At 63.3% G+C, this 17509-nt stretch carries 16 protein-coding genes and 1 tRNA gene; 8 read left to right on the top strand and 9 right to left on the bottom strand.

Annotated features, from left to right (window positions below; translation table 11 throughout):
* Positions 1-175 precede the first annotated feature (175 nt).
* On the top strand, positions 176-928 hold the full coding sequence (locus tag LRS11_RS14940) for a M48 family metalloprotease (RefSeq protein ID WP_260493715.1): 753 nt from the start codon (positions 176-178) through the stop codon (positions 926-928).
* An 87-nt stretch (positions 929-1015) separates the two neighbouring features.
* Here the strand turns inward: LRS11_RS14940 and LRS11_RS14935 are convergent, their stop codons facing one another.
* From LRS11_RS14935 to LRS11_RS14925, 3 genes are all read right to left on the bottom strand, one after another.
* Complete coding sequence (locus LRS11_RS14935; RefSeq protein ID WP_260493714.1) at positions 1016-2230, bottom strand: winged helix-turn-helix domain-containing protein; 1215 nt, start codon at positions 2228-2230, stop codon at positions 1016-1018.
* Between the two features lie 47 nt (positions 2231-2277).
* Complete coding sequence (locus LRS11_RS14930; RefSeq protein WP_260493713.1) at positions 2278-2739, bottom strand: DUF3291 domain-containing protein; 462 nt, start codon at positions 2737-2739, stop codon at positions 2278-2280.
* A 134-nt stretch (positions 2740-2873) separates the two neighbouring features.
* Positions 2874-3107 carry a DUF1127 domain-containing protein gene (locus tag LRS11_RS14925; protein WP_260493712.1) on the bottom strand — a complete coding sequence of 78 codons (234 nt, stop codon included), beginning with the start codon at positions 3105-3107 and terminating at the stop codon, positions 2874-2876.
* A gap of 96 nt (positions 3108-3203) precedes the next feature.
* Here LRS11_RS14925 and LRS11_RS14920 point away from each other — a divergent pair, with 96 nt between their 5' ends.
* A complete protein-coding gene (locus LRS11_RS14920) occupies positions 3204-4058 on the top strand; it encodes a LysR substrate-binding domain-containing protein (RefSeq protein WP_260493711.1) in 855 nt (284 codons plus the stop codon).
* 47 nt (positions 4059-4105) lie between these two features.
* Here LRS11_RS14920 and LRS11_RS14915 read toward each other — a convergent pair whose 3' ends face one another.
* The 4 genes from LRS11_RS14915 to LRS11_RS14900 all read right to left on the bottom strand — a co-directional run bounded on the left by LRS11_RS14915 (position 4106) and on the right by LRS11_RS14900 (position 9119).
* Positions 4106-4621, bottom strand: coding sequence for an RDD family protein (locus LRS11_RS14915; RefSeq protein WP_260493710.1), 516 nt, complete (start codon positions 4619-4621; stop codon positions 4106-4108).
* Between the two features lie 130 nt (positions 4622-4751).
* A complete protein-coding gene (locus LRS11_RS14910; RefSeq protein WP_182833582.1) occupies positions 4752-5327 on the bottom strand; it encodes an elongation factor P in 576 nt (191 codons plus the stop codon).
* Positions 5328-5361: 34 nt separating this feature from the next.
* Positions 5362-6507, bottom strand: coding sequence for an elongation factor P maturation arginine rhamnosyltransferase EarP (gene earP, locus LRS11_RS14905; RefSeq protein WP_260493709.1), 1146 nt, complete (start codon positions 6505-6507; stop codon positions 5362-5364).
* Between the two features lie 227 nt (positions 6508-6734).
* The gene (locus LRS11_RS14900) at positions 6735-9119 is read right to left on the bottom strand and encodes a PAS domain S-box protein (RefSeq protein WP_260493708.1); all 2385 of its coding nucleotides are present in this window, start codon (positions 9117-9119) and stop codon (positions 6735-6737) included.
* Positions 9120-9832: 713 nt separating this feature from the next.
* On the opposite strand from LRS11_RS14900, the gene trpD reads away from it, so the two are divergent.
* The 3 genes from trpD to LRS11_RS14885 all read left to right on the top strand — a co-directional run bounded on the left by trpD (position 9833) and on the right by LRS11_RS14885 (position 13509).
* The gene (gene trpD, locus LRS11_RS14895) at positions 9833-12922 is read left to right on the top strand and encodes an anthranilate phosphoribosyltransferase (RefSeq protein WP_260493707.1); all 3090 of its coding nucleotides are present in this window, start codon (positions 9833-9835) and stop codon (positions 12920-12922) included.
* An 84-nt stretch (positions 12923-13006) separates the two neighbouring features.
* Positions 13007-13249 carry a type II toxin-antitoxin system Phd/YefM family antitoxin gene (locus tag LRS11_RS14890; protein WP_260493706.1) on the top strand — a complete coding sequence of 81 codons (243 nt, stop codon included), beginning with the start codon at positions 13007-13009 and terminating at the stop codon, positions 13247-13249.
* Positions 13246-13509 carry a Txe/YoeB family addiction module toxin gene (locus tag LRS11_RS14885; protein ID WP_260493705.1) on the top strand — a complete coding sequence of 88 codons (264 nt, stop codon included), beginning with the start codon at positions 13246-13248 and terminating at the stop codon, positions 13507-13509. Before LRS11_RS14890 ends, LRS11_RS14885 begins: the two co-directional genes overlap by 4 nt.
* A gap of 76 nt (positions 13510-13585) precedes the next feature.
* On the opposite strand, the gene LRS11_RS14880 is transcribed toward LRS11_RS14885, so the two are convergent.
* Positions 13586-13675, bottom strand: a tRNA-Ser gene (locus LRS11_RS14880).
* Positions 13676-13767: 92 nt separating this feature from the next.
* Positions 13768-13986, bottom strand: coding sequence for a hypothetical protein (locus tag LRS11_RS14875; protein ID WP_260493704.1), 219 nt, complete (start codon positions 13984-13986; stop codon positions 13768-13770).
* A gap of 196 nt (positions 13987-14182) precedes the next feature.
* Here LRS11_RS14875 and LRS11_RS14870 point away from each other — a divergent pair, with 196 nt between their 5' ends.
* The 3 genes from LRS11_RS14870 to LRS11_RS14860 all read left to right on the top strand — a co-directional run bounded on the left by LRS11_RS14870 (position 14183) and on the right by LRS11_RS14860 (position 17478).
* Positions 14183-14872, top strand: a complete 690-nt coding sequence (locus LRS11_RS14870; protein ID WP_260493703.1) for a crotonase/enoyl-CoA hydratase family protein — start codon at positions 14183-14185, stop codon at positions 14870-14872.
* Positions 14873-15124: 252 nt separating this feature from the next.
* A complete protein-coding gene (locus LRS11_RS14865) occupies positions 15125-16123 on the top strand; it encodes an amino acid ABC transporter substrate-binding protein (protein WP_260493702.1) in 999 nt (332 codons plus the stop codon).
* Positions 16124-16137: 14 nt separating this feature from the next.
* Positions 16138-17478: an SLC13 family permease gene (locus LRS11_RS14860; RefSeq protein ID WP_260493701.1), complete on the top strand. Its 1341-nt coding sequence runs from the start codon at positions 16138-16140 to the stop codon at positions 17476-17478.
* Positions 17479-17509 lie beyond the last annotated feature (31 nt).

The following is a 17509-nucleotide window of genomic DNA, read 5'->3' as shown; positions in this document are numbered from 1 at the left end:
CAACAGCGGCTACGCCAAGTGAGACCTGTTTCAGCGCTCGCCCCAGGCACCTGTGCAACAATTCGCGCAGTCTGCGGGCTCCGGTGTCTTGAGTCCGGAACGTGATCCACGCTCTGCAAGCACCGCCCAGCCGGGAATGACTCGCGGCTTACACCCCCACCAAGGAAGATGACCGATGAAACTGCAATTCCCCCTTTCCGCCCTCGCCTTCGCCACCCTGCTCAGCGGCTGCCAGAACATGAGCCCGGACGCCATGCTGCAGACCGGCATGATGGCCGTGCAGGCCGCTACCCTCAGCGATGCCGAAGTGAAGAGCCAGGCCGACCAGGCCTGCGTGCAGATGGATGCCGAAGCGCCCATCGCGCCGGCTGACAGCGAATACAGCCAGCGCCTGGACAAGATCGCCGCCAACCTCGGCAGCCAGGTCAACGGCACGCCGGTGAACTACAAGGTCTACCTGACCGATGACGTCAACGCCTGGGCCATGGCCAACGGTTGCGTGCGCGTGTACAGCGGCCTGATGGACCTGATGACCGACAACGAAGTGGAAGGCGTGCTCGGCCACGAGATGGGCCACGTTGCCCTCGGGCACACCAAGAAGGCCATGCAAGCCGCTTATGCCACCTCGGCCGCGCGCAATGCCGCCGCATCCTCGGGCAATGGCGCTGCGGCGGCACTGTCCAGCTCGCAGATCGGCGAACTGGGTGAGGAACTGGTCAATGCGCAGTTCTCCCAGTCCCAGGAATCCGATGCGGATGACTTCTCCTTCGACCTGCTGACCCAGCGCGGCGTCAACCGCGAAGGTCTGGTCACCGCCTTCGAGAAGCTGGCCAAGCTGAGCAGTGGCGAGAGCAGCATGTTCGACTCCCACCCGGCTTCCGCCGAGCGCGCCGCGCATATTCGCGCACGCATCGCCGCCAACAAGTAAGTTGCCATCACGGGGCTGCGGCCCCGTTTTTGTAGGAGCCAGCTTGCTGGCGATCAGTGGCGCAGCGGATCGCCAGCAAGCTGGCTGCTACAGGTCACTGGCCAACCGAGGCCGCAAGCGTGCGGCCTCAGCCGACCGGCAATTCAGCACCACCCGCTGCAGTCCCAGCCAGCTGGCCAGCACTTGCAGCTGAGCCGCCAGCGCCAGCAGTGCCTCCTCGCCCAAGCCACTTTTCTCCACATGCACGGCATGCACCGCCAGGCGCCCCTGCGCCCGCTCGCTGCGCAGGTCGAGACGCGCCTGCAGACGCTCGTCATGCAGGAACGGCAGCACGTAGTAGCCATACACGCGCTTGTGCTGTGGGGTGTAGATCTCTAGGCGGTAGCGGAAGTCGAACAGGCGCTCGGTGCGTTCGCGTGCCCAGATCAGCGAATCGAAGGGCGATAGCAGCGCGCTGGCCCTGATCCGCCGCGGCAGCTTCGGTTCGCCACGGCAATAGGCCGACTGCGTCCAGCCCTCGACCGCGACGTGCTGCAGTTCACCGGCTTCGACCAGCTCGGCAATGCGCATCTTGGTTTCGGCTGCGTCCAGCCGGTAGTAATCGCGCAGATCCTTTGCCGTCGCCACCCCCAGAGCATCCGCCGAGCGCAGCAACAACTGGCGCTGCGCGTCGCCTGCCTCCAGCTCGGGATGCTCGAACTGCGCCGGCGGAATCACCCGCTCCGGCAGGTCGTAGAGGCGCTCGAAGCCGCGCCGGCCGGCCACCGTCACCTCGCCAGCAGCGAACAGCCACTCCAGTGCATGCTTCTCCGCGCTCCAGTCCCACCAGGGCCCGGCCCGCTCGGTACGGGTGCTCAGGCTGCCGGCGCCCAGGGCGCCCTGCTCGCGCACGCTGCACAATACGCGGGTAATGAGCTCACGCTGCTGGCGACCAAACTCGGCCAATTGCCGGTAGATGCCCTGGCCATCGGCGGCACGCCGCATGCGCCAACGCAGCAGCGGATACAGCTCAAGCGGCAACAACGAGGCTTCATGCCCCCAATACTCGAACAGCGCACGGCGCCGTGGCGGGCCCCAGGCCAGCTCGTCGAGCAGCTCAGGTGGGTAGTGGCCGAGACGCGAGAAACCCGGCAAGTAGTGCGAGCGCACCAGGGCGTTGACTGAATCGATCTGCAGCACGCCGAGGCGCTCGATCTGCGCCAGCAACTGACGCTGGCCGACAGCTGCGCGCGGCATCCGGCCGAAGCCCTGGGCGGCCAGGGCCAGGCGACGGGCTTGCGACAAGGAAAGGGATAGGCTCATGGCGGCCTATGCTAGCCGCATTCCGTCGCCACGCCAGCCTCGCCAGCTCAGGTAGTGAGCAGCGCAGCCGGGGCGGCAAAGCGCTGGCGAAAGCTGAACGCCTCGGCAGTCGGCCCCAGCTCACGCAGCAAACGCAAGCGCTCGGCGGCCTCATGAACATCCGGCAGATGCCCGGCCGGCACCCACCACAGCACCATGTGCGCCTCGCCCAGGCGGCTGAACCACTCGTTGCGCCGCTTGAGCATCTCGGTATGAGCGGACTTGTAGACGTAGTCGCTGAGCGACTCGACATCCTGCCATAGCGAAAGATTGACCAGCATCTGTGCGCCGAATGGGCGGAGGGCGGTGGCATCGCCCGCCTCGTCCTGCAGACGCCAGACGTAGCCTGGCGAACTCTCGGCCAGGGCATTGATGCGCTCCAGGTTGGCGACGAAGTCGGCCATGCCCGGCGACTCCAGGGGCTCCTTCATGCTGGCGATATTCAGTTGCGCGAGGTGGTAAGGGGACATACTGGCTCCTTGCTTCAATACCTTGTCTCTCATTCAGCCAACCGGCATGCTGCCAGCAGCCGCTTGCGCCCAGGCCTGGTGGCCGGTCGGCCTGACGGCAACGGACGCCTTACCACGCCTCGGTGCACAACGACTCAGCGTTTGAGCGGGTCGTCCCAGAACGGCCGCTCGCTTTCCTGCAAGACATCGGCGCGGCTCAGGCCCATGTCCTTCAGCGCATGTTCATCCAGCATAGCCAGCCGGCGACGCTGCTCGGCCAGTTGCCACCAGCGTACGACTTGACGCCAGGCGGCCTTCAGTAGAATGAGGGGACGCATCCGTTCGATGCTGATCGACTGTGCTACGGCATAACCTTTTTGACCTTTCATCTCGACGCCCTCCTGTGGGGTTGGCGCCAGTCTCGCGCTGGGATTAAGATCAATCCAACGAATGTTTCTTATGCGAGACATCTTGGAGATTGATCAATGGCCAATTACCCAAGCATCGACACCGAGCTGCTGCGCAGCTTCGTCGCCATCGCCGACCTGGGTGGCTTCACCCGCGCGGCCGAGGCGGTCAACCGCACCCAGTCGGCCATCAGCATGCAGATGAAGCGTCTGGAAGAAGATGTGCTGCAGCGCTCGCTGTTCCAGCGTGATGGCCGTCAGGTGCGCCTCACCGCCGAAGGCCAGGTGTTGCTGGGCTATGCCCGGCGCATCCTCAAGCTGCATGGCGAGGTGTTCAATACCCTGCGCGAACCGCATATGGTTGGCTCGGTGCGCATCGGCACACCGGACGACTACGTGATGCGCTTCATGCCGGGCATCCTCGCCCGTTTCGCCCAGGCCTATCCGCTGGTGCAGGTGGAGCTGCACTGCGAGCCGTCCTTCCAGCTGCTGCAGCGCCAGGACCTCGACCTGACCATCGTCACCCGCGAGCCGGGCAAGGAGATCGGCCAGCTGTTGCGTCAGGAGCGTTTCGTCTGGGCCGAGGCCATCGGCTTCAGCCCCCACGAGCAGACGCCCATGCCACTGGCCATGTTCAATGCCGATTGCTTCTGCCGCGCCTGGGCCTGCAACGCGCTGGACGCCATGGAGCGCGAGTACCGTATCGCCTACACCAGCCCCAGCCTGTCGGCGATCTTCGCCGTGGTCAGCGCCGGCCTGGCGGTCACCGCCCAGCTGCAGAGCCTGATCACCCCGGATATGCGCATCATCGGCGAGGCCGAAGGCCTGCCAACGCTGCCGCAGACCAGCATCGTGCTGCTGCGCAACCAGCACAGCCAATCCCAGGTCACGGAAACCCTGGCCGAGCATATCGTCGAGGGTTTTCGCCTCTGAGGCGCGGACGCTTGCCACGCCCGCGCCTGGCTGGCGATCTGGGCGAGTCAGCCTTTGGCGGGTGCCAGGACGACACGGGTACTGGCCACCAGGTCATGCAGGCAGCGACGATCGCCACGGAAGATGCTCAGGCAATCGGCCAGACCTATCAGCCCGCCCAGTAGCGGAATGGCGGTAATGACCCAGAGCAGCAGGTAGCGCTTGGCGACCATGGGCAGAAAGTCCGGCACATTGCCCTGCAGATCGACGATGGCGATGCCGAGCAGGTACTTGCCAACCGTCTGCCCGTAGTTCTTCAGCAGGTAGCCATGGATCAGCACGAAGGCCAGCATGCCAACCAGCAGCCCCGTCAGTTGCTGCCCCAGGCTCGGTTCGAGCCCCTGCTTGACCGCATCGAAGGTACCGCTGAGAAAAGCGACCGGCACGCTGACCACGGCCAGCAGCAAGGTATCGATCAACACGGCGCCCAGCCTGGCCCCGCGCGAAGCCAGCAGGGGCTGACCCGGGGCTTGTGCCTGCAGATCAGCCTGAGGAGCCTGGTAGGGGTTCTGACTCTGTTCCATGCAAACATTCCTTGTTCCAGTGAGAAGCTGCAATCCTGCCCCGCGCCCGACTGTCCGGGCAACATCCCGCGCATAAAAAAGCCCGGCACAGTGGCCGGGCTCTTTGTCACACGCGGTACAGACGGAAGGCTTAAGCCTGCGGCGCCTGGGTACGGCCTTTGTAGGAACCGTCGCGGGTGTCGATCTCGATCCAGTCGTCGATGTTGCAGAAGTCTGCAACCTTAACTTCGGTACCGTTGCTCAGCTTGGCCGGTTTCATGACCTTGCCGGAAGTGTCGCCACGGGCGGAACCTTCGGTGTAGCTGATCTGGCGCACGATGGTGGTCGGCAGGTCAACGGAGATCACTTTGCCTTCGAAGAACACGGCTTCGCAGATGTCGGTCATGCCTTCTTCGATGAACGGCAGAACGCTTTCCAGGTCTTCTTCGCGCAGTTCGTAGGAGTTGAACTCCGGGTCCATGAACACGTAATCGGTGCCGCTGATGTAGGACAGGGTCACTTCCTTGCGCTCAAGGATTACCGGCTCCATCTTGTCGTCGGCCTTGTAAACGGTCTCGGTCTTGGAGCCGTTGATCAGGTTCTTCAGCTTCATTTTGACGATGGCGCTGTTACGACCGGACTTGGTGAACTCGGCTTTCTGGATCAGCCAAGGTTGACCGTCGATCAGGGCCACACTGTTGGGTTTCATTTCTTGTGCGGTTTTCATACGAATATCCGGATTTTGATGGAGGTACGAATTTCTAAGCCGCGCATGATAGCCAATTTCGGTAAAACTCTGCCAGCGCTGCAGCAAGATCAGGACGAGAGGCCTGTTGCAGACACCAGTGCTCGGCGTGTTCGCTCAGCTCGGGCCAGGCTTTCTGCAACGCCAGCCAGCTTTCGTCCATGGCCTGCCCGCTATTCCACGCCCGCCACAATTCACCCAGCGCCGTCGCAGCCTCGGCAGAAAGCGCCTGCAGGTACAGCTGCAGGAACGCCTCGAGCTTTTCCAGATGTGCCTGCTCGTCCTGCACATAGATGTGCCAGAGCAGCGGCCGCCCGGCCCACTGCGCGCGGACGAAGGAGTCCTCGCCGCGCACCGCGTTGAAGTCGCAGCTCCACAGCAGCAGGTCGTAATCGTCCTGACGGACGAACGGCAACAGGTGGACCTGCAGGTTGCCGCGTTGCCAGCTGCCAGCAGGCGGCAACTCGGCCTCGCCCAGCCAGGCCTGCAGATCGCCAAGGATGCGCCCTTGCGGCACCAGCAACTGGGTCGGCCGGGCATCTGCGGCCAGCGCCTCCAGCCAGCTCGCCAGCCCGGAGTTCTCGTAGGCGAATAGGGATATCAGCCGTGCGCCCTTGAGCAACGGCACGCCCAACCCGGCAAGAAACGCCACCCGCGCCGCCGGATCGGCCTGAAATGCCCGGCGCCGGGCGAGCAAGTCGCCTTCGCGCAACAGGCCGCCGGTCTGCGCGGTAAAGCCAGGAAAGAAGAAGAATTTCTGCAAACCATCCGGCTGCGGCGATGGCAGTCCATGACAGCCGCCGACCCAATCTTCGGCACTCAGGTATTCCAGGTTCAGCCACAGCGGTTTACGCGCCTGCGCGCCCATCGCGCTGACGAACGCCGCCGGCAGATGGCAGGCAAAGGCCTCAATCACCACCTCGCCCGGCTGCGCACCCGGCCAATCGGCAGACCAATGGCAGACCTCGACGCCGTCCAGCCATTGGCTGGCAGCCTGGGTGTCGGCCTGCGGGCACAGGCGCTGCAGCGCCGCCAGCTCGTCCACCCACAGGCGCACAGCCACTTCGTGCTCGGCCACCAGCTGGCGGGCCAGGCGCCAAGTCACGCCGATGTCGCCGTAGTTATCCACTACCGCGCAGAAAATATCCCAACGGGCGCGCATAGGCAGCTCCCCTGCAAAGAATCGACGCACCTTAAGCGCTTGTCAGAAAGAGAGAAAGTCCCAGGGTCGGTTAACCCCGTCGCGCGATAAACCGCTCAGTCCGTAGCCCAGATGCAATCCGGGAAACAGACAGCGCCGCTCCCGGATTGCATCCGGGCTACGACTGGCAACACGAACAGCCCCTCTCCCACTGGCGGGAGACGGTTAGGGCGGCCCGTACTAGCCGTTCAGGACGACAGGGAAAAGCGATTCCTCCCCGCCTGCTTGGCCTGGTAGAGCGCCTGGTCGGCTTTTTCCAGCAAGGTTTCCGGGCAAGGCGTCTGCGCATCGAGCATGGCCACGCCGATGCTGGTGGAGACCGCCAGGCTGTGCTGACGAATCTGCAACGGCTCGACCATGGCGTCGATAACCTTGGCGGCCACCTCACAGGCGTGCTCGGCCGACGACAGGTGCTGCAGCAGGATGACGAACTCATCGCCCCCCAAACGCGCCACCACATCGCTGGTGCGCACGCTGCGCTCCAGGCGTGCGGCGAAGATTTTCAGCACCTCGTCCCCCACGGCATGACCGAGGTTGTCGTTGATCTCCTTGAAGTGGTCGACATCCAGATAGAGCAAGGCTAGATCGCGACTACCAGGCCCGTGCTCGGCGAGCGCACGCTCGAGCGCCTCCATGATCGCGGCACGGTTGAGCAGACCGGTCAGGCTGTCGCGCAGGGCCCGCAAGCGGAACTGCTGCTCCAGCGCCCAGCGCTCGGTAATGTCCCAGAGAATCAGATAGAAGCCGCGCACCTCACCGCCAATATCCCGCTCGGGCACGTAACGCGCCTCCAGATAGCGCTCGTTGCCATGCACCTTGAGCGCCCGTTCGAAGGAGGTCTGCTGCCCCGCCAGGGCCTGCGCCACATGGGGCTGGATGAAGGCGTACTCATCGCTGCCCAACAATTCGAGCAAGGAATGCCCCAGACACTGCGCCTCGATCTTGCCGAACGTCTGCAGGAACGGCTTGTTGCAGTAACGCAGCACTTCGCGCGTGTCGACAAAAGCCACCACGGCGGGAATGGCATCGGTGACCGAACGCAGCAACTGCTGATTGAGCAGCACCTCCTGCTCGGTGCGTTTGCGCTCGGTGACATCGCGCATGAAGGCGCTGAACTCACGCTCTGCGCCGCTGCCACTGGTACTGATGGTGATTTCCACGATCAGCTCGCTGCCATCCTTGCGCAGGGCCGGCAACTCGACCCGACGATTGATCACCGGCCCCTGGCCGGTTCTGATAAAGCGCGTCATGCCCTCATGATGTGCGCTGCGTAGGCGCTCCGGGATGATCACCGAGGTCAGCGGGCGCCCTATCACCTCGCCCCGCTCCCAGCCAAATATCCGGCTGGCCTCGGAGTTCCAGTCGGTAATCTCGCTCTGTTCGTTGACGCAGACGAAGGCCTCGTGAGAACTCTCGATGATGCGCTGGGTACGCTCCATGTTGGCACGCAGTACCGCCTCGGACGCCATGCGCTTGGCCACTTCCTCGGTACGCTCGGCGAGCAGGCGCTGGTTGTTCTCGTAATCGACCTGATGACCCAGCTCCGAGCCCAGCAAACCGGCCATCAGCTGCAGGGTCTGCACATCGGCGGCGCTAAAGGCGTTCGGCTGCGCCGCCATGATCTTCAGTACACCCACGGCTTGGCCAGCCAGCAGTAGCGGCGCCACCACCATCGACGCCACGCCGATCTTGCGGCACGCGGCCAGATCGACCCGCGGATCCTGCTCGGTATCGGCCGACATCAGCACCGTGGCCGAGCGCACACAGAGCCCGGACAGGCTGCTGCCAATGCCCAGGCGCACGCCCACGAATGGCGCCACGCTGCCAGAGGCCGCGCGATAGACCATCTCTTCACCTTCGACCAACTCGACTGCCGCCCCCGAAGCTGGAGTCAGCTCCTGCATCTGCTGCACCACTAGGTTGAGGAACAGATCGAGATCCAGCTCGGCCTCGGCCAGACGAGTCTGGGTCGCGATAATCCGCGCCAGGTTATCGGTGTGCGACTGCAGTTGGCGCAGCAGATACTCGCCCTTCTGCACTTCAGCCAGCAGGTGCGTGTTGACCCGCTCGATCAGCATCGTGCGCTCGAGCACCTGTTCCTGCAGACGCTGCTGAACACCTGCCAGCGACTCGGCAGCGCGTTTCTGGTCATCGATATCGGTACAGGTGCCCAGCCACTTGAGAATCTGCCCGTCAGCCTCGCGCAGTGGCTCGGCGCGCCCCAGATGCCAGCGGTAGGTCTGGTCAGCAGCCCGCAGGAAGCGGTACTCCATTTCATAGGCTTCGCCAGTGGCCAGCGCCTGCTGCCAGCGGGCAAGCGTAGGGGGCAGATCATCTGGGTGGAGAACGTCCTGCCAGCCACTCTCATCCGGCATGCCCGGCCTGGCGCCTATGAAGTCCCACCAGCGCTGGTTGAAATAGTCGACAACACCGTCCGCGCGCGCAGTCCAGACGATCAGCGGCAAACCATCGGCCATCTGGCGAAACCAGCGCTCGCCCTCCACGCCATGCAGCGCCTGAGCGAACTCAACGGGCATAGCGGCCGGGGGAGTAGCGGAGTCAGTTTCGCTCATCGTGCTTCTGCACCTGCTCGGGGGCCGGGTCAAGACAGGAGAATCCTGCTGGCTATCCATAACAGTAGCCCAGCAGATCTGGCTTAGAACCTGTTCACGATCTCCTGTCCGTCGGCCATACCGCGTTAAAAACAGGCTCGGCAAGCGGCTTGCCGCTAACGTGCTTCAGCGCGACCCGAAGGGCGTGTGCAACGAGTCATGCTCATTTACAGCTCGTAAACTCCGCTTCCTCGCCTGTTTTGACCAGCCGGAGGCTGTTACTGACGTAGCGCCTTGCCTGGCTCTAGTCCAAAAGATCGTGAACGGGCTCTTAGAGCCTGCATGCGATCTGGAAAACGCCCCTCTCCCTCCTGTGGTAGAGGAGACAAGCCCCCATCTCACCCCGCACACCGTTAGGGTGATGTAAAAAAGGTCGTAACCAACCGCTTACAGGCCTTGCACGGCACCGGCACTACTCGAGCCGTGCGCTGTACTTGCCCTCTGCCTCAAGTCTGCCGCTATTCGACAGTCTATTATCAATGGGGTAGCCGATCCGGGGTCGCTAAGGCCCTGATACCTAGCGAAACGGCCCCCACAGCCCACCGCCAGCAACGCCGATCAATGCACCAGCCACAAGGCCTGCCGCGAAAGGCCGGCGCGATGAGGCGGCGAAAGGGTGCAATAGTCAGAAGAAGTTGAGCTCAATTTCATGCTCGTCACAGGGGTACAGGCGGATGGTGCGCGAGATACTGCGGAAGTTGGCGGCAAGGCAGGATTTGTTGCCAGGCGAGATCGAAGCCTTTATCTGCGCGGTTAGCCGCGACGAAGTCGGTGAGACCAGCATCGCTGCCTTTCTGATGGGTTTTCTGTCCAAGGGAATCAGTGCGCGCGAGACCGAGGCGATCGCGCGGGCGATGATGGCCCACTACCTGCCAGTCCGCCCTCGGGTCACGGAGGATCTGCTCGACACCTGTGGCACAGGCGGCGGCCTGAGCACTTTCAACATCTCAACGGCTACCGCCATTGTCTGCGCCGCCGCCGGCATTCCCGTAGCCAAGCATGGCAGCCGCTCGCTGCACAGCCCCTCGGGCAGCGCCGATGTACTGGAAGCGCTGGGGGTGGTGATCGACCTGCCGGTGCCCGCCATCGAGCGGATGATCGAAGAGATTGGCATTGCCTTCATTCACGCCCCCAACTTTCACCCCGTCATGCGCCGGCTGCTGCCGGTCGAGGCGGCATTAGGCATCAAAACCATCTTCTATACCCTGATCGGCCCGCTGATTAGCCCGGCAAGGGCGCAGCGCCATCTGCTCGGCGTATTCCGCGAAGACTGGCAGGCGATGACCGCCGAAGTGCTACGCAATCTGGGCATGGCACGGGCGATGGTGGTTCACGGGCTCGACGGCCTGGATGAAATTTCCCTGCTGGGCCCGACCCGGATCCACGACCTTGGCCCAGGCGGAACCTCGGTGTACGAGATTGCCCCCGAGGACTTCGGCCTGGCGCGCTGTCGGCTTGAAGACATCGGCGCGCGGGGGCCGCAGGGCAACGCCGAGTTGCTGCGCCAGGTATTTTCTGGCCAGGAGCGTGGCGCCCCGCGCGATGCCATCACCCTCAACAGCGCTGGCGCCTTGATCATCAGTGGGCGGGCGGCAGATTTTGCCGAGGGCATCGCCCTGGCCGCGGAGCTGATCGACAGTGGTGCGGTAGCGCGCAAACTGGGCGAAATGGTCGAGGCCTCACATGCCTTTGGCGACCGACTGGCGCGGGTACAGGTCGACGAATCGCGGCGGCTGCATACCGCCGAGCGCATCTGGCACGGCATCCTGGCGGCGTCGCCGGACGGCATTGTGCTGCTGGGCAGAGAGGGCATGGTCGAGCAAGCCAATGCACAGGCCTGCGTGCAACTGGGACTCGCTGCTGAACAGATCGTGGACCACAGCTACGCCCAGTTGCTCGATGCCGCGACCGCACAACCGCGCCTGCAGAAGATTGCCGAGGCCTTCTCCAGCGGGCAAGCGTTGCGCTGGGAGGACTCATCAGGCGCCTTTCACTATGGCCTGACGGCCATTCCGGTCGACGATGGCAGCGGCCTCGTACTGATCTGCCGCGATCTGAGCGAACAAGTGCGTGCAGCGGCCTCCGAGCAGGACAAGCGCGCCCGCCTGAAGACCCTGATCGAGACCCTGCCCGACCTGATCTGGCTCAGTGACGCCAACGGTAACCTGCTCAACTGCAACCACAAGTTCGAGCGCCTTATCGGCGTCACGGAAAGTCAGATAAAAGGACGTGCGCTGCGGGACTTCCTCCCACGCGAGCTAGCCGACACGCTCAAGCACGGCGCGGCTCAAGTGCTGTCCAACAACATCCCCGCGCTGTCGCGCCAATGGCTGGTGTTCGCCGACGACAACCACCAGGAATATGTCGAAATCATCCAGACACCCTTTATTGATCAGCAGGGCGTTATTAAGGGGGTGATGGGCGTTGCCCGGGATGTCACGGCGTTCCAGCACAAGGAAGATGAACTGCGCCGACAAAAAACGGCACTGCGCAAGATGCTCTACACCGATGACCTCACCGGCCTGCCCAGCCGGCAAGCGCAGATCGAGCGGATTCAGGCGCTGGCAGCCGGAGGCTCAAGCTTCTCCATCATCAGCATCTCCCTGAATAACTTCTCGCGCATCTTCAGCAACTTTGGCTCGTCGATGAGCGATGCGGTGATTGCCGCCACGGCGACAGCGCTGGGCGAAGCCATTCCTGGCCATTACGAGCTGTATCGCTCGGCGGATATCCGCTTCTCCATGATTGCTGTCAATGTCATCGACCCCGCCATGCTCGCCTCCCTCGCCAACCGCATCATTGAGCACATGAGCCGCCCGCTGCATATCGGCGACGCATCGATTTTCGTCAATGTCTCGATTGGCATGGCCTCGTACCCCATCCACGGCCCCAATACCGATCAGCTGATTCGCAACACCATTGCCGCACTCAACGAGGCCGAGCAGATCGATGGCATGGCTTTCCGCCTGTTCACCCCCACCATGCTCGAAAGCGTCCAGCACCTGCAGTGGCTTGACCACAACCTGCGCCTGGCGCTGGAACAAGGTCAGTTCGAGCTGCATTACCAACCCAAAGTAGACCTGGCAGACCGCACCACCAGCAGTGTTGAAGCGCTGATCCGCTGGATTCATCCCGAAAGGGGCAATATACGACCGGACGAATTCATTGGCCGCTGTGAATCCAATGGCCTGATCATTCCCCTGGGCCGCTGGATTATCGATACGGCAGCCCATCAGGCAGCCGAGTGGCGCGCTCAAGGGCGCCCGGTGCGCATCGCCATCAACGTCAGTGTCAAACAGCTGGCTGACAGCGAACTACTGAACAAGCTGCGCGAGGCACAGGCCCATGCCAGTGGCCTGCTCGATATCGAGCTGACCGAAAGCTGCCTGATGAGCCATCAAGACGCCATGCTGGAGCTGATCCAGCAGTGTCGCGAGCTGGGCTTCGGGGTGCACCTCGACGACTTTGGCACCGGCTACTCGTCCCTCTCCGTCCTTGCCAGACTACCGCTGACGAAGATCAAGCTGGACAGAGTCTTCGTCCACGAAATCGGCAAAACCGGCAATGGCCAGGCGATCCTGAAATCCATGATTGGCATGGCCAAAGAGCTGCAGCTCTCCGTCGTAGCCGAAGGCGTCGAGACTGAAGAACAAGCGGAGTTTCTGAGAGGCCAAGGGGTGACGCTAGCCCAAGGTTGGCTGTACGCACCGGCCATGTCGGTAGAGAAGTTCAACCTCTGGTTCTCACCCGAAAGCCTTGCCTAGTTTGATCATCTGTAACCGATGAAGGGTATCAACATGACGTACGCTTTAGCGTACGATAGGCCAATCACTAGGAGAGCGGCTCTCATGAAAACACTTACCGCCAGCGAAGCACGCACCAACCTGTATCGGCTTATGGATCAGTCTGCCGAGTCTCATCAGCCCATTCTGATTTCGGGCAAGCGGACTAACTCCGTCCTGGTATCGGCTGAAGATTGGGAAGCTATCCAGGAAACGCTCTACCTCCTGTCCATTCCGGGCATGCGTGAATCCATCAAGGAAGGCATGGCCGAACCTGTAGACGAATGCGCTAAGGAACTGGACTGGTGACTTGGCAGCTCGTCTACACAAAACAAGCTCAGAAAGATGCACAGAAGCTCGCTGCGGCGGGCTTGAAGGAAAAGGCCAAGGCATTGCTTGAGGTGGTGCGGGAAAACCCGTTTCAGAACCCGCCCCCGTACGAAAAGCTGGTCGGTGACCTCTCCGGCGCCTATTCCCGCCGCATAAATATCCAGCATCGGCTGGTTTATCAGGTGCTGCAGGAGGAACAGACGGTAAAGGTGCTGCGGCTCTGGTCGCACTATGAATAAGCGGGCTTTTCGACACTGAAGAGCGCTGGAAACAAAAAACCCCTGAAAGATTGCTCTTTCAGGGGTTTTATTTGTCTGGCGGTGAAGGTGGGATTCGAACCCACGATACGGTTTCCCGTATACACACTTTCCAGGCGTGCTCCTTCAACCGCTCGGACACTTCACCGGGTCTCGTCGAACTGGTCAGTCCGTCGAGGCGCGCTAATGTAGCCGAACAGCCTCTTTAAGGCAAAAGTTTTTTTCAGTCGATTCATGCGCTTATGCAGAATGCCGAACGCGCTGGCGGCGTTCCTGCCTGACCTCGGTGAAGCGCTGGCCACCGAATAGAAGAAAACCCAGGGAAAAGAACAGGCTCAGGGCAAACACCTGCAGCACACCATAAGGTGTGTGACTGTGGCTGCTGCCGGCCCACAGGATCAGCCCCAGCAGCAGAAGTGCTGCGCTAATCCGCAAAATCAGGGGGATCATTCGATACATGTTCGGCACTCCTCAGGTTGCTGGCTAACCTAAGTCAGTCATGGGTATAGCAGCCAATTGGCTGAACCGATGGCCTCGATAGGAGGCGGCAGACCAATGGCCATGACCAAGCGGTCAGCCAAAGCGCTTTACCCGCGGCGCCTCGCTGGGTAACGTCAGCGCCACTTCAGCCCACACCAGGACTAGGAACCCCGCCATGAGCGACCTGATCAGCTACCAACTCGAAGACGGCATTGCCACCCTGACCCTGAACAACGGCAAGGTGAACGCCATCTCCCCGGACGTGATTGCCGCCTTCAATGCCGCCCTGGATCAGGCCGTGCAGGATCGCGCCGTGGTGATCATCACCGGTCAGCCGGGCATCCTGTCCGGCGGTTACGACCTCAAGGTGATGACTTCCGGCCCGCAGAACGCCGTGGCCCTGGTCACCGCTGGCTCCACCCTGGCGCGCCGGATGCTGTCGCACCCCTTCCCGATCATCGTCGCCTGCCCGGGCCACGCCATCGCCAAGGGCGCCTTCATCCTGCTCTCGGCCGACTACCGCATCGGCGTGGAAGGCCCGTTCAACATCGGCCTGAACGAAGTGCAGATCGGTATGACCATGCACCACGCCGGCATCGAGCTGGCCCGTGACCGCCTGCGCAAGTCGGCCTTCCACCGCTCGGTGATCAATGGCGAGATCTTCAACCCGCAAGGCGCCGTGGATGCCGGCTTCCTCGATAAGGTGGTGCCGACCGAAGAGCTGATGGCCACCGCCGTCGCCGTCGCCCAGCAGCTGAAGAAGATCAACATGACCGCGCACAAGAACACCAAGCTGAAAGTGCGCAAGGCCTTCCTGGAAACCCTGGACAAGGCCATCGAGCTGGATCAACAGCACCTGGGCTAAGCCCTGCGCCAGTCCAACAGCCCGGCCCTGCGCCGGGCTTTTTATTGTCCGCGCCCCAGCCAGTCTGGCTGTACCCGGCAGGAAGCGGCGATGGCCACAGTATTGCCACAGCAACTTTTCGCGCAGCACTGCGCAAGTGAATCGCTGCCCGCTCAACTAGAGTGAACAGACAATTCGGTGTGATCGGGAGCGCCGGCGATGCATGGCTCACGACGGTTTGGTTCATGGACAGAGTGGCTTCCGACACTGCTCGTGCTCGCCTTCGCCGCCGTTCTGAGCCCCTCTCTGTCGGCCGGAGAGATACTCGCCGGCATCAAGGCGCGCGATCAGCTGCGCTGCGGCGTGAGCGAGGGCATTGCCGGTTTTTCCACGCAGGACGCAGAAGGCCGCTGGCAAGGCCTGGATGCTGATTTCTGCCGCGCCGTGGCCGCCGCCACCCTGGGTGACGCGCAGAAGGTCGAGTTCGTGCCGCTCAAGGCCTCCACCCGCTTCCCCGCCCTGCAAGCGCGGCGCATTGATCTGCTGGCGCGCAACACCAGTTGGACCCTGACCCGCGAGGCGCTGCTCAAGCTTCAGTTCCCTGCCGTGCTGTTCTATGACGGCCAGGCTTTCATGGTGGCCAAGACCTCGGGCATCACCCGCCTCGCCGAGCTGCGCGAGGGCAGCGTGTGTGTGGAGAAAGGCACCACCCACGAGCAGAACCTGGCCGACCACTCCCGCGAGCATGGGCTGAATCTGCAGCCGCTGGTGATCGACTCCGCCGCCGAGGCAGCGGCAGCCTTCTTCGCCGGGCGCTGCCGGGCCTACAGCTCGGACGCGTCGCAACTGGCCGCCGCCCGCCTGCAGGCGCCAGACAGCCCGGCGAACTTCGTCATTCTTAGCGAGCGCATCTCCAAGGAACCGCTGGGGCCGGTGGTATCCCAGGGTGACGAACAGTGGGCCTCGGTGGTGCGCTGGGTGCTTTACGCCCTGATCCTGGCCGAAGAACACGGCATGACCCAGGCCAGTATCGAGGGCCGCATCCAGCACCAGGGAGGACCGTTGGGCGCGTTGTTGCGTGGCGAAGACCTGCGTCTGGCCCGCGCGCTGGGCGTGCAGCCGGACTGGGCGCTGCGCGCCGTGCGTGCCGGTGGCCACTACGGCGAGCTGTACGCGCGCAACCTCGGCGAACACAGCCCGCTGGCCATCGAGCGTGGCCTCAACCGCCTGTGGAACGCCGGTGGGCTGATGTACGCGCCACCGCTCGACTGACCCCGGAGAGCCGCATGAGCGACCTGCAGATCTACCTCACCCTGGCCGTGTTCGCGGGCGTCGTGCTGGCCATTGCCTTCGACCTGATCGACATGGCGGTCGCCGCCATGCTGGGCGTGGGCGCCCTGCTGGCGTTGGGCATTCTCGGCGACAGTGCCCTGGTCGCCGCCATGCGCACCGCGTCGGGGCCGCTGGCCCTGCTGTTCGGCGGCATGGTGGTGGCCCACGTGCTGGGCAAGACCGGCCTGTTCGAGCGCCTCGGCGCGCTGTTCCTGCGTGCCACCGCCGGCAGCGGCAAGCGCTTCCTGTTGCTGCTGATCCTTCTGGTGGCGCCGGTATGCGCCTTCCTGCCCAATGCCACCACCGTGATCCTGCTCGCCCCGGTGATCGTGCGCGTGGCGCGGGCGCTCAAGGTGGACATCGTGCCGCCACTGATCCTCACGGCCATCGTCAGCAACTCGGCCGGCATGCTCACCCTGGTTGGCGATCCGGCCACCTTTCTGGTCGGCAGCTCGATCGGCATGAGCTTCGCCACCTACCTGCAGAAGGTCAGCCTCGCCGGCCTGCTGGCGGTGCTGGTGATCATTCCGCCGCTGCCCTGGCTGATGCCACAGATCTGGCGTGCTCAAGTGCAGCTGCCCGAGGCTGCGCCCCTGCCGCCGATTGCGCGGCCGGGCTTCGTGGCGCTGGCCCTGGGCATCCTGGCCCTGATGGTCGGGTTGTTCCTGTTTGGCGAGCTGCTGCCCCATCCCATAGTGCCGCCGGCGGTGGCCATCATCGCCGCCAGCCTGGCGCTGCTGGTGGTCTATTCGATCCATATCGAACCGGTGGACACCCTGCTGCAGGCCATCGACTGGAAGACCCTGATCTTCCTCGGCGCCATCTTCTGCCTGGTCCAGGCCTTCAGCGAAACCGGCCTGCTGCAAGGGTTGTCGCTCAAGCTCCACGCCTGGTTCGGCACCCAGCTGTTCCTCGTCGCGCTCTGCCTGCTGGGCGGCATCGGCCTGCTGTCCAGTCTGCTGGCCAACATCCCGGTGGTCGCCGCCTCCCTGGTGATGACCAAGGGCTACCTGGTAGCCGCCGAGGTCGTGCCGGAAATCGCCCTGGCCGCCGGCTTCACCGACTGGCCCGCAGCCACCCTGCCGGTGTTCATCGCCATGATGTTCGGCGCCACCCTGGGCGGTAACGCCACCCTGATCGGCGCCTCGGCCAACATAGTGGCGGTCGGCATCTGCGCCAGCGAAGGCGAGAAGGTCAGCTTCGCCCGTTTCAGCCGCTACGGCGTGCCCATCACCCTGGTGCAGCTGTTGATGTCGGCGCTCTACGTGGGCCTGCTGTTCCGGCTGATGAGTTGACCGGGCTTGGCATCCATACACCCGCAATACC

This window comes from Pseudomonas sp. J452 (assembly GCF_024666525.1).
Lineage (GTDB): Bacteria > Pseudomonadota > Gammaproteobacteria > Pseudomonadales > Pseudomonadaceae > Aquipseudomonas.
The sequence above is the reverse complement of the archived record's forward strand: the minus strand, read 5'-3'. Positions and strand labels throughout refer to the sequence as shown.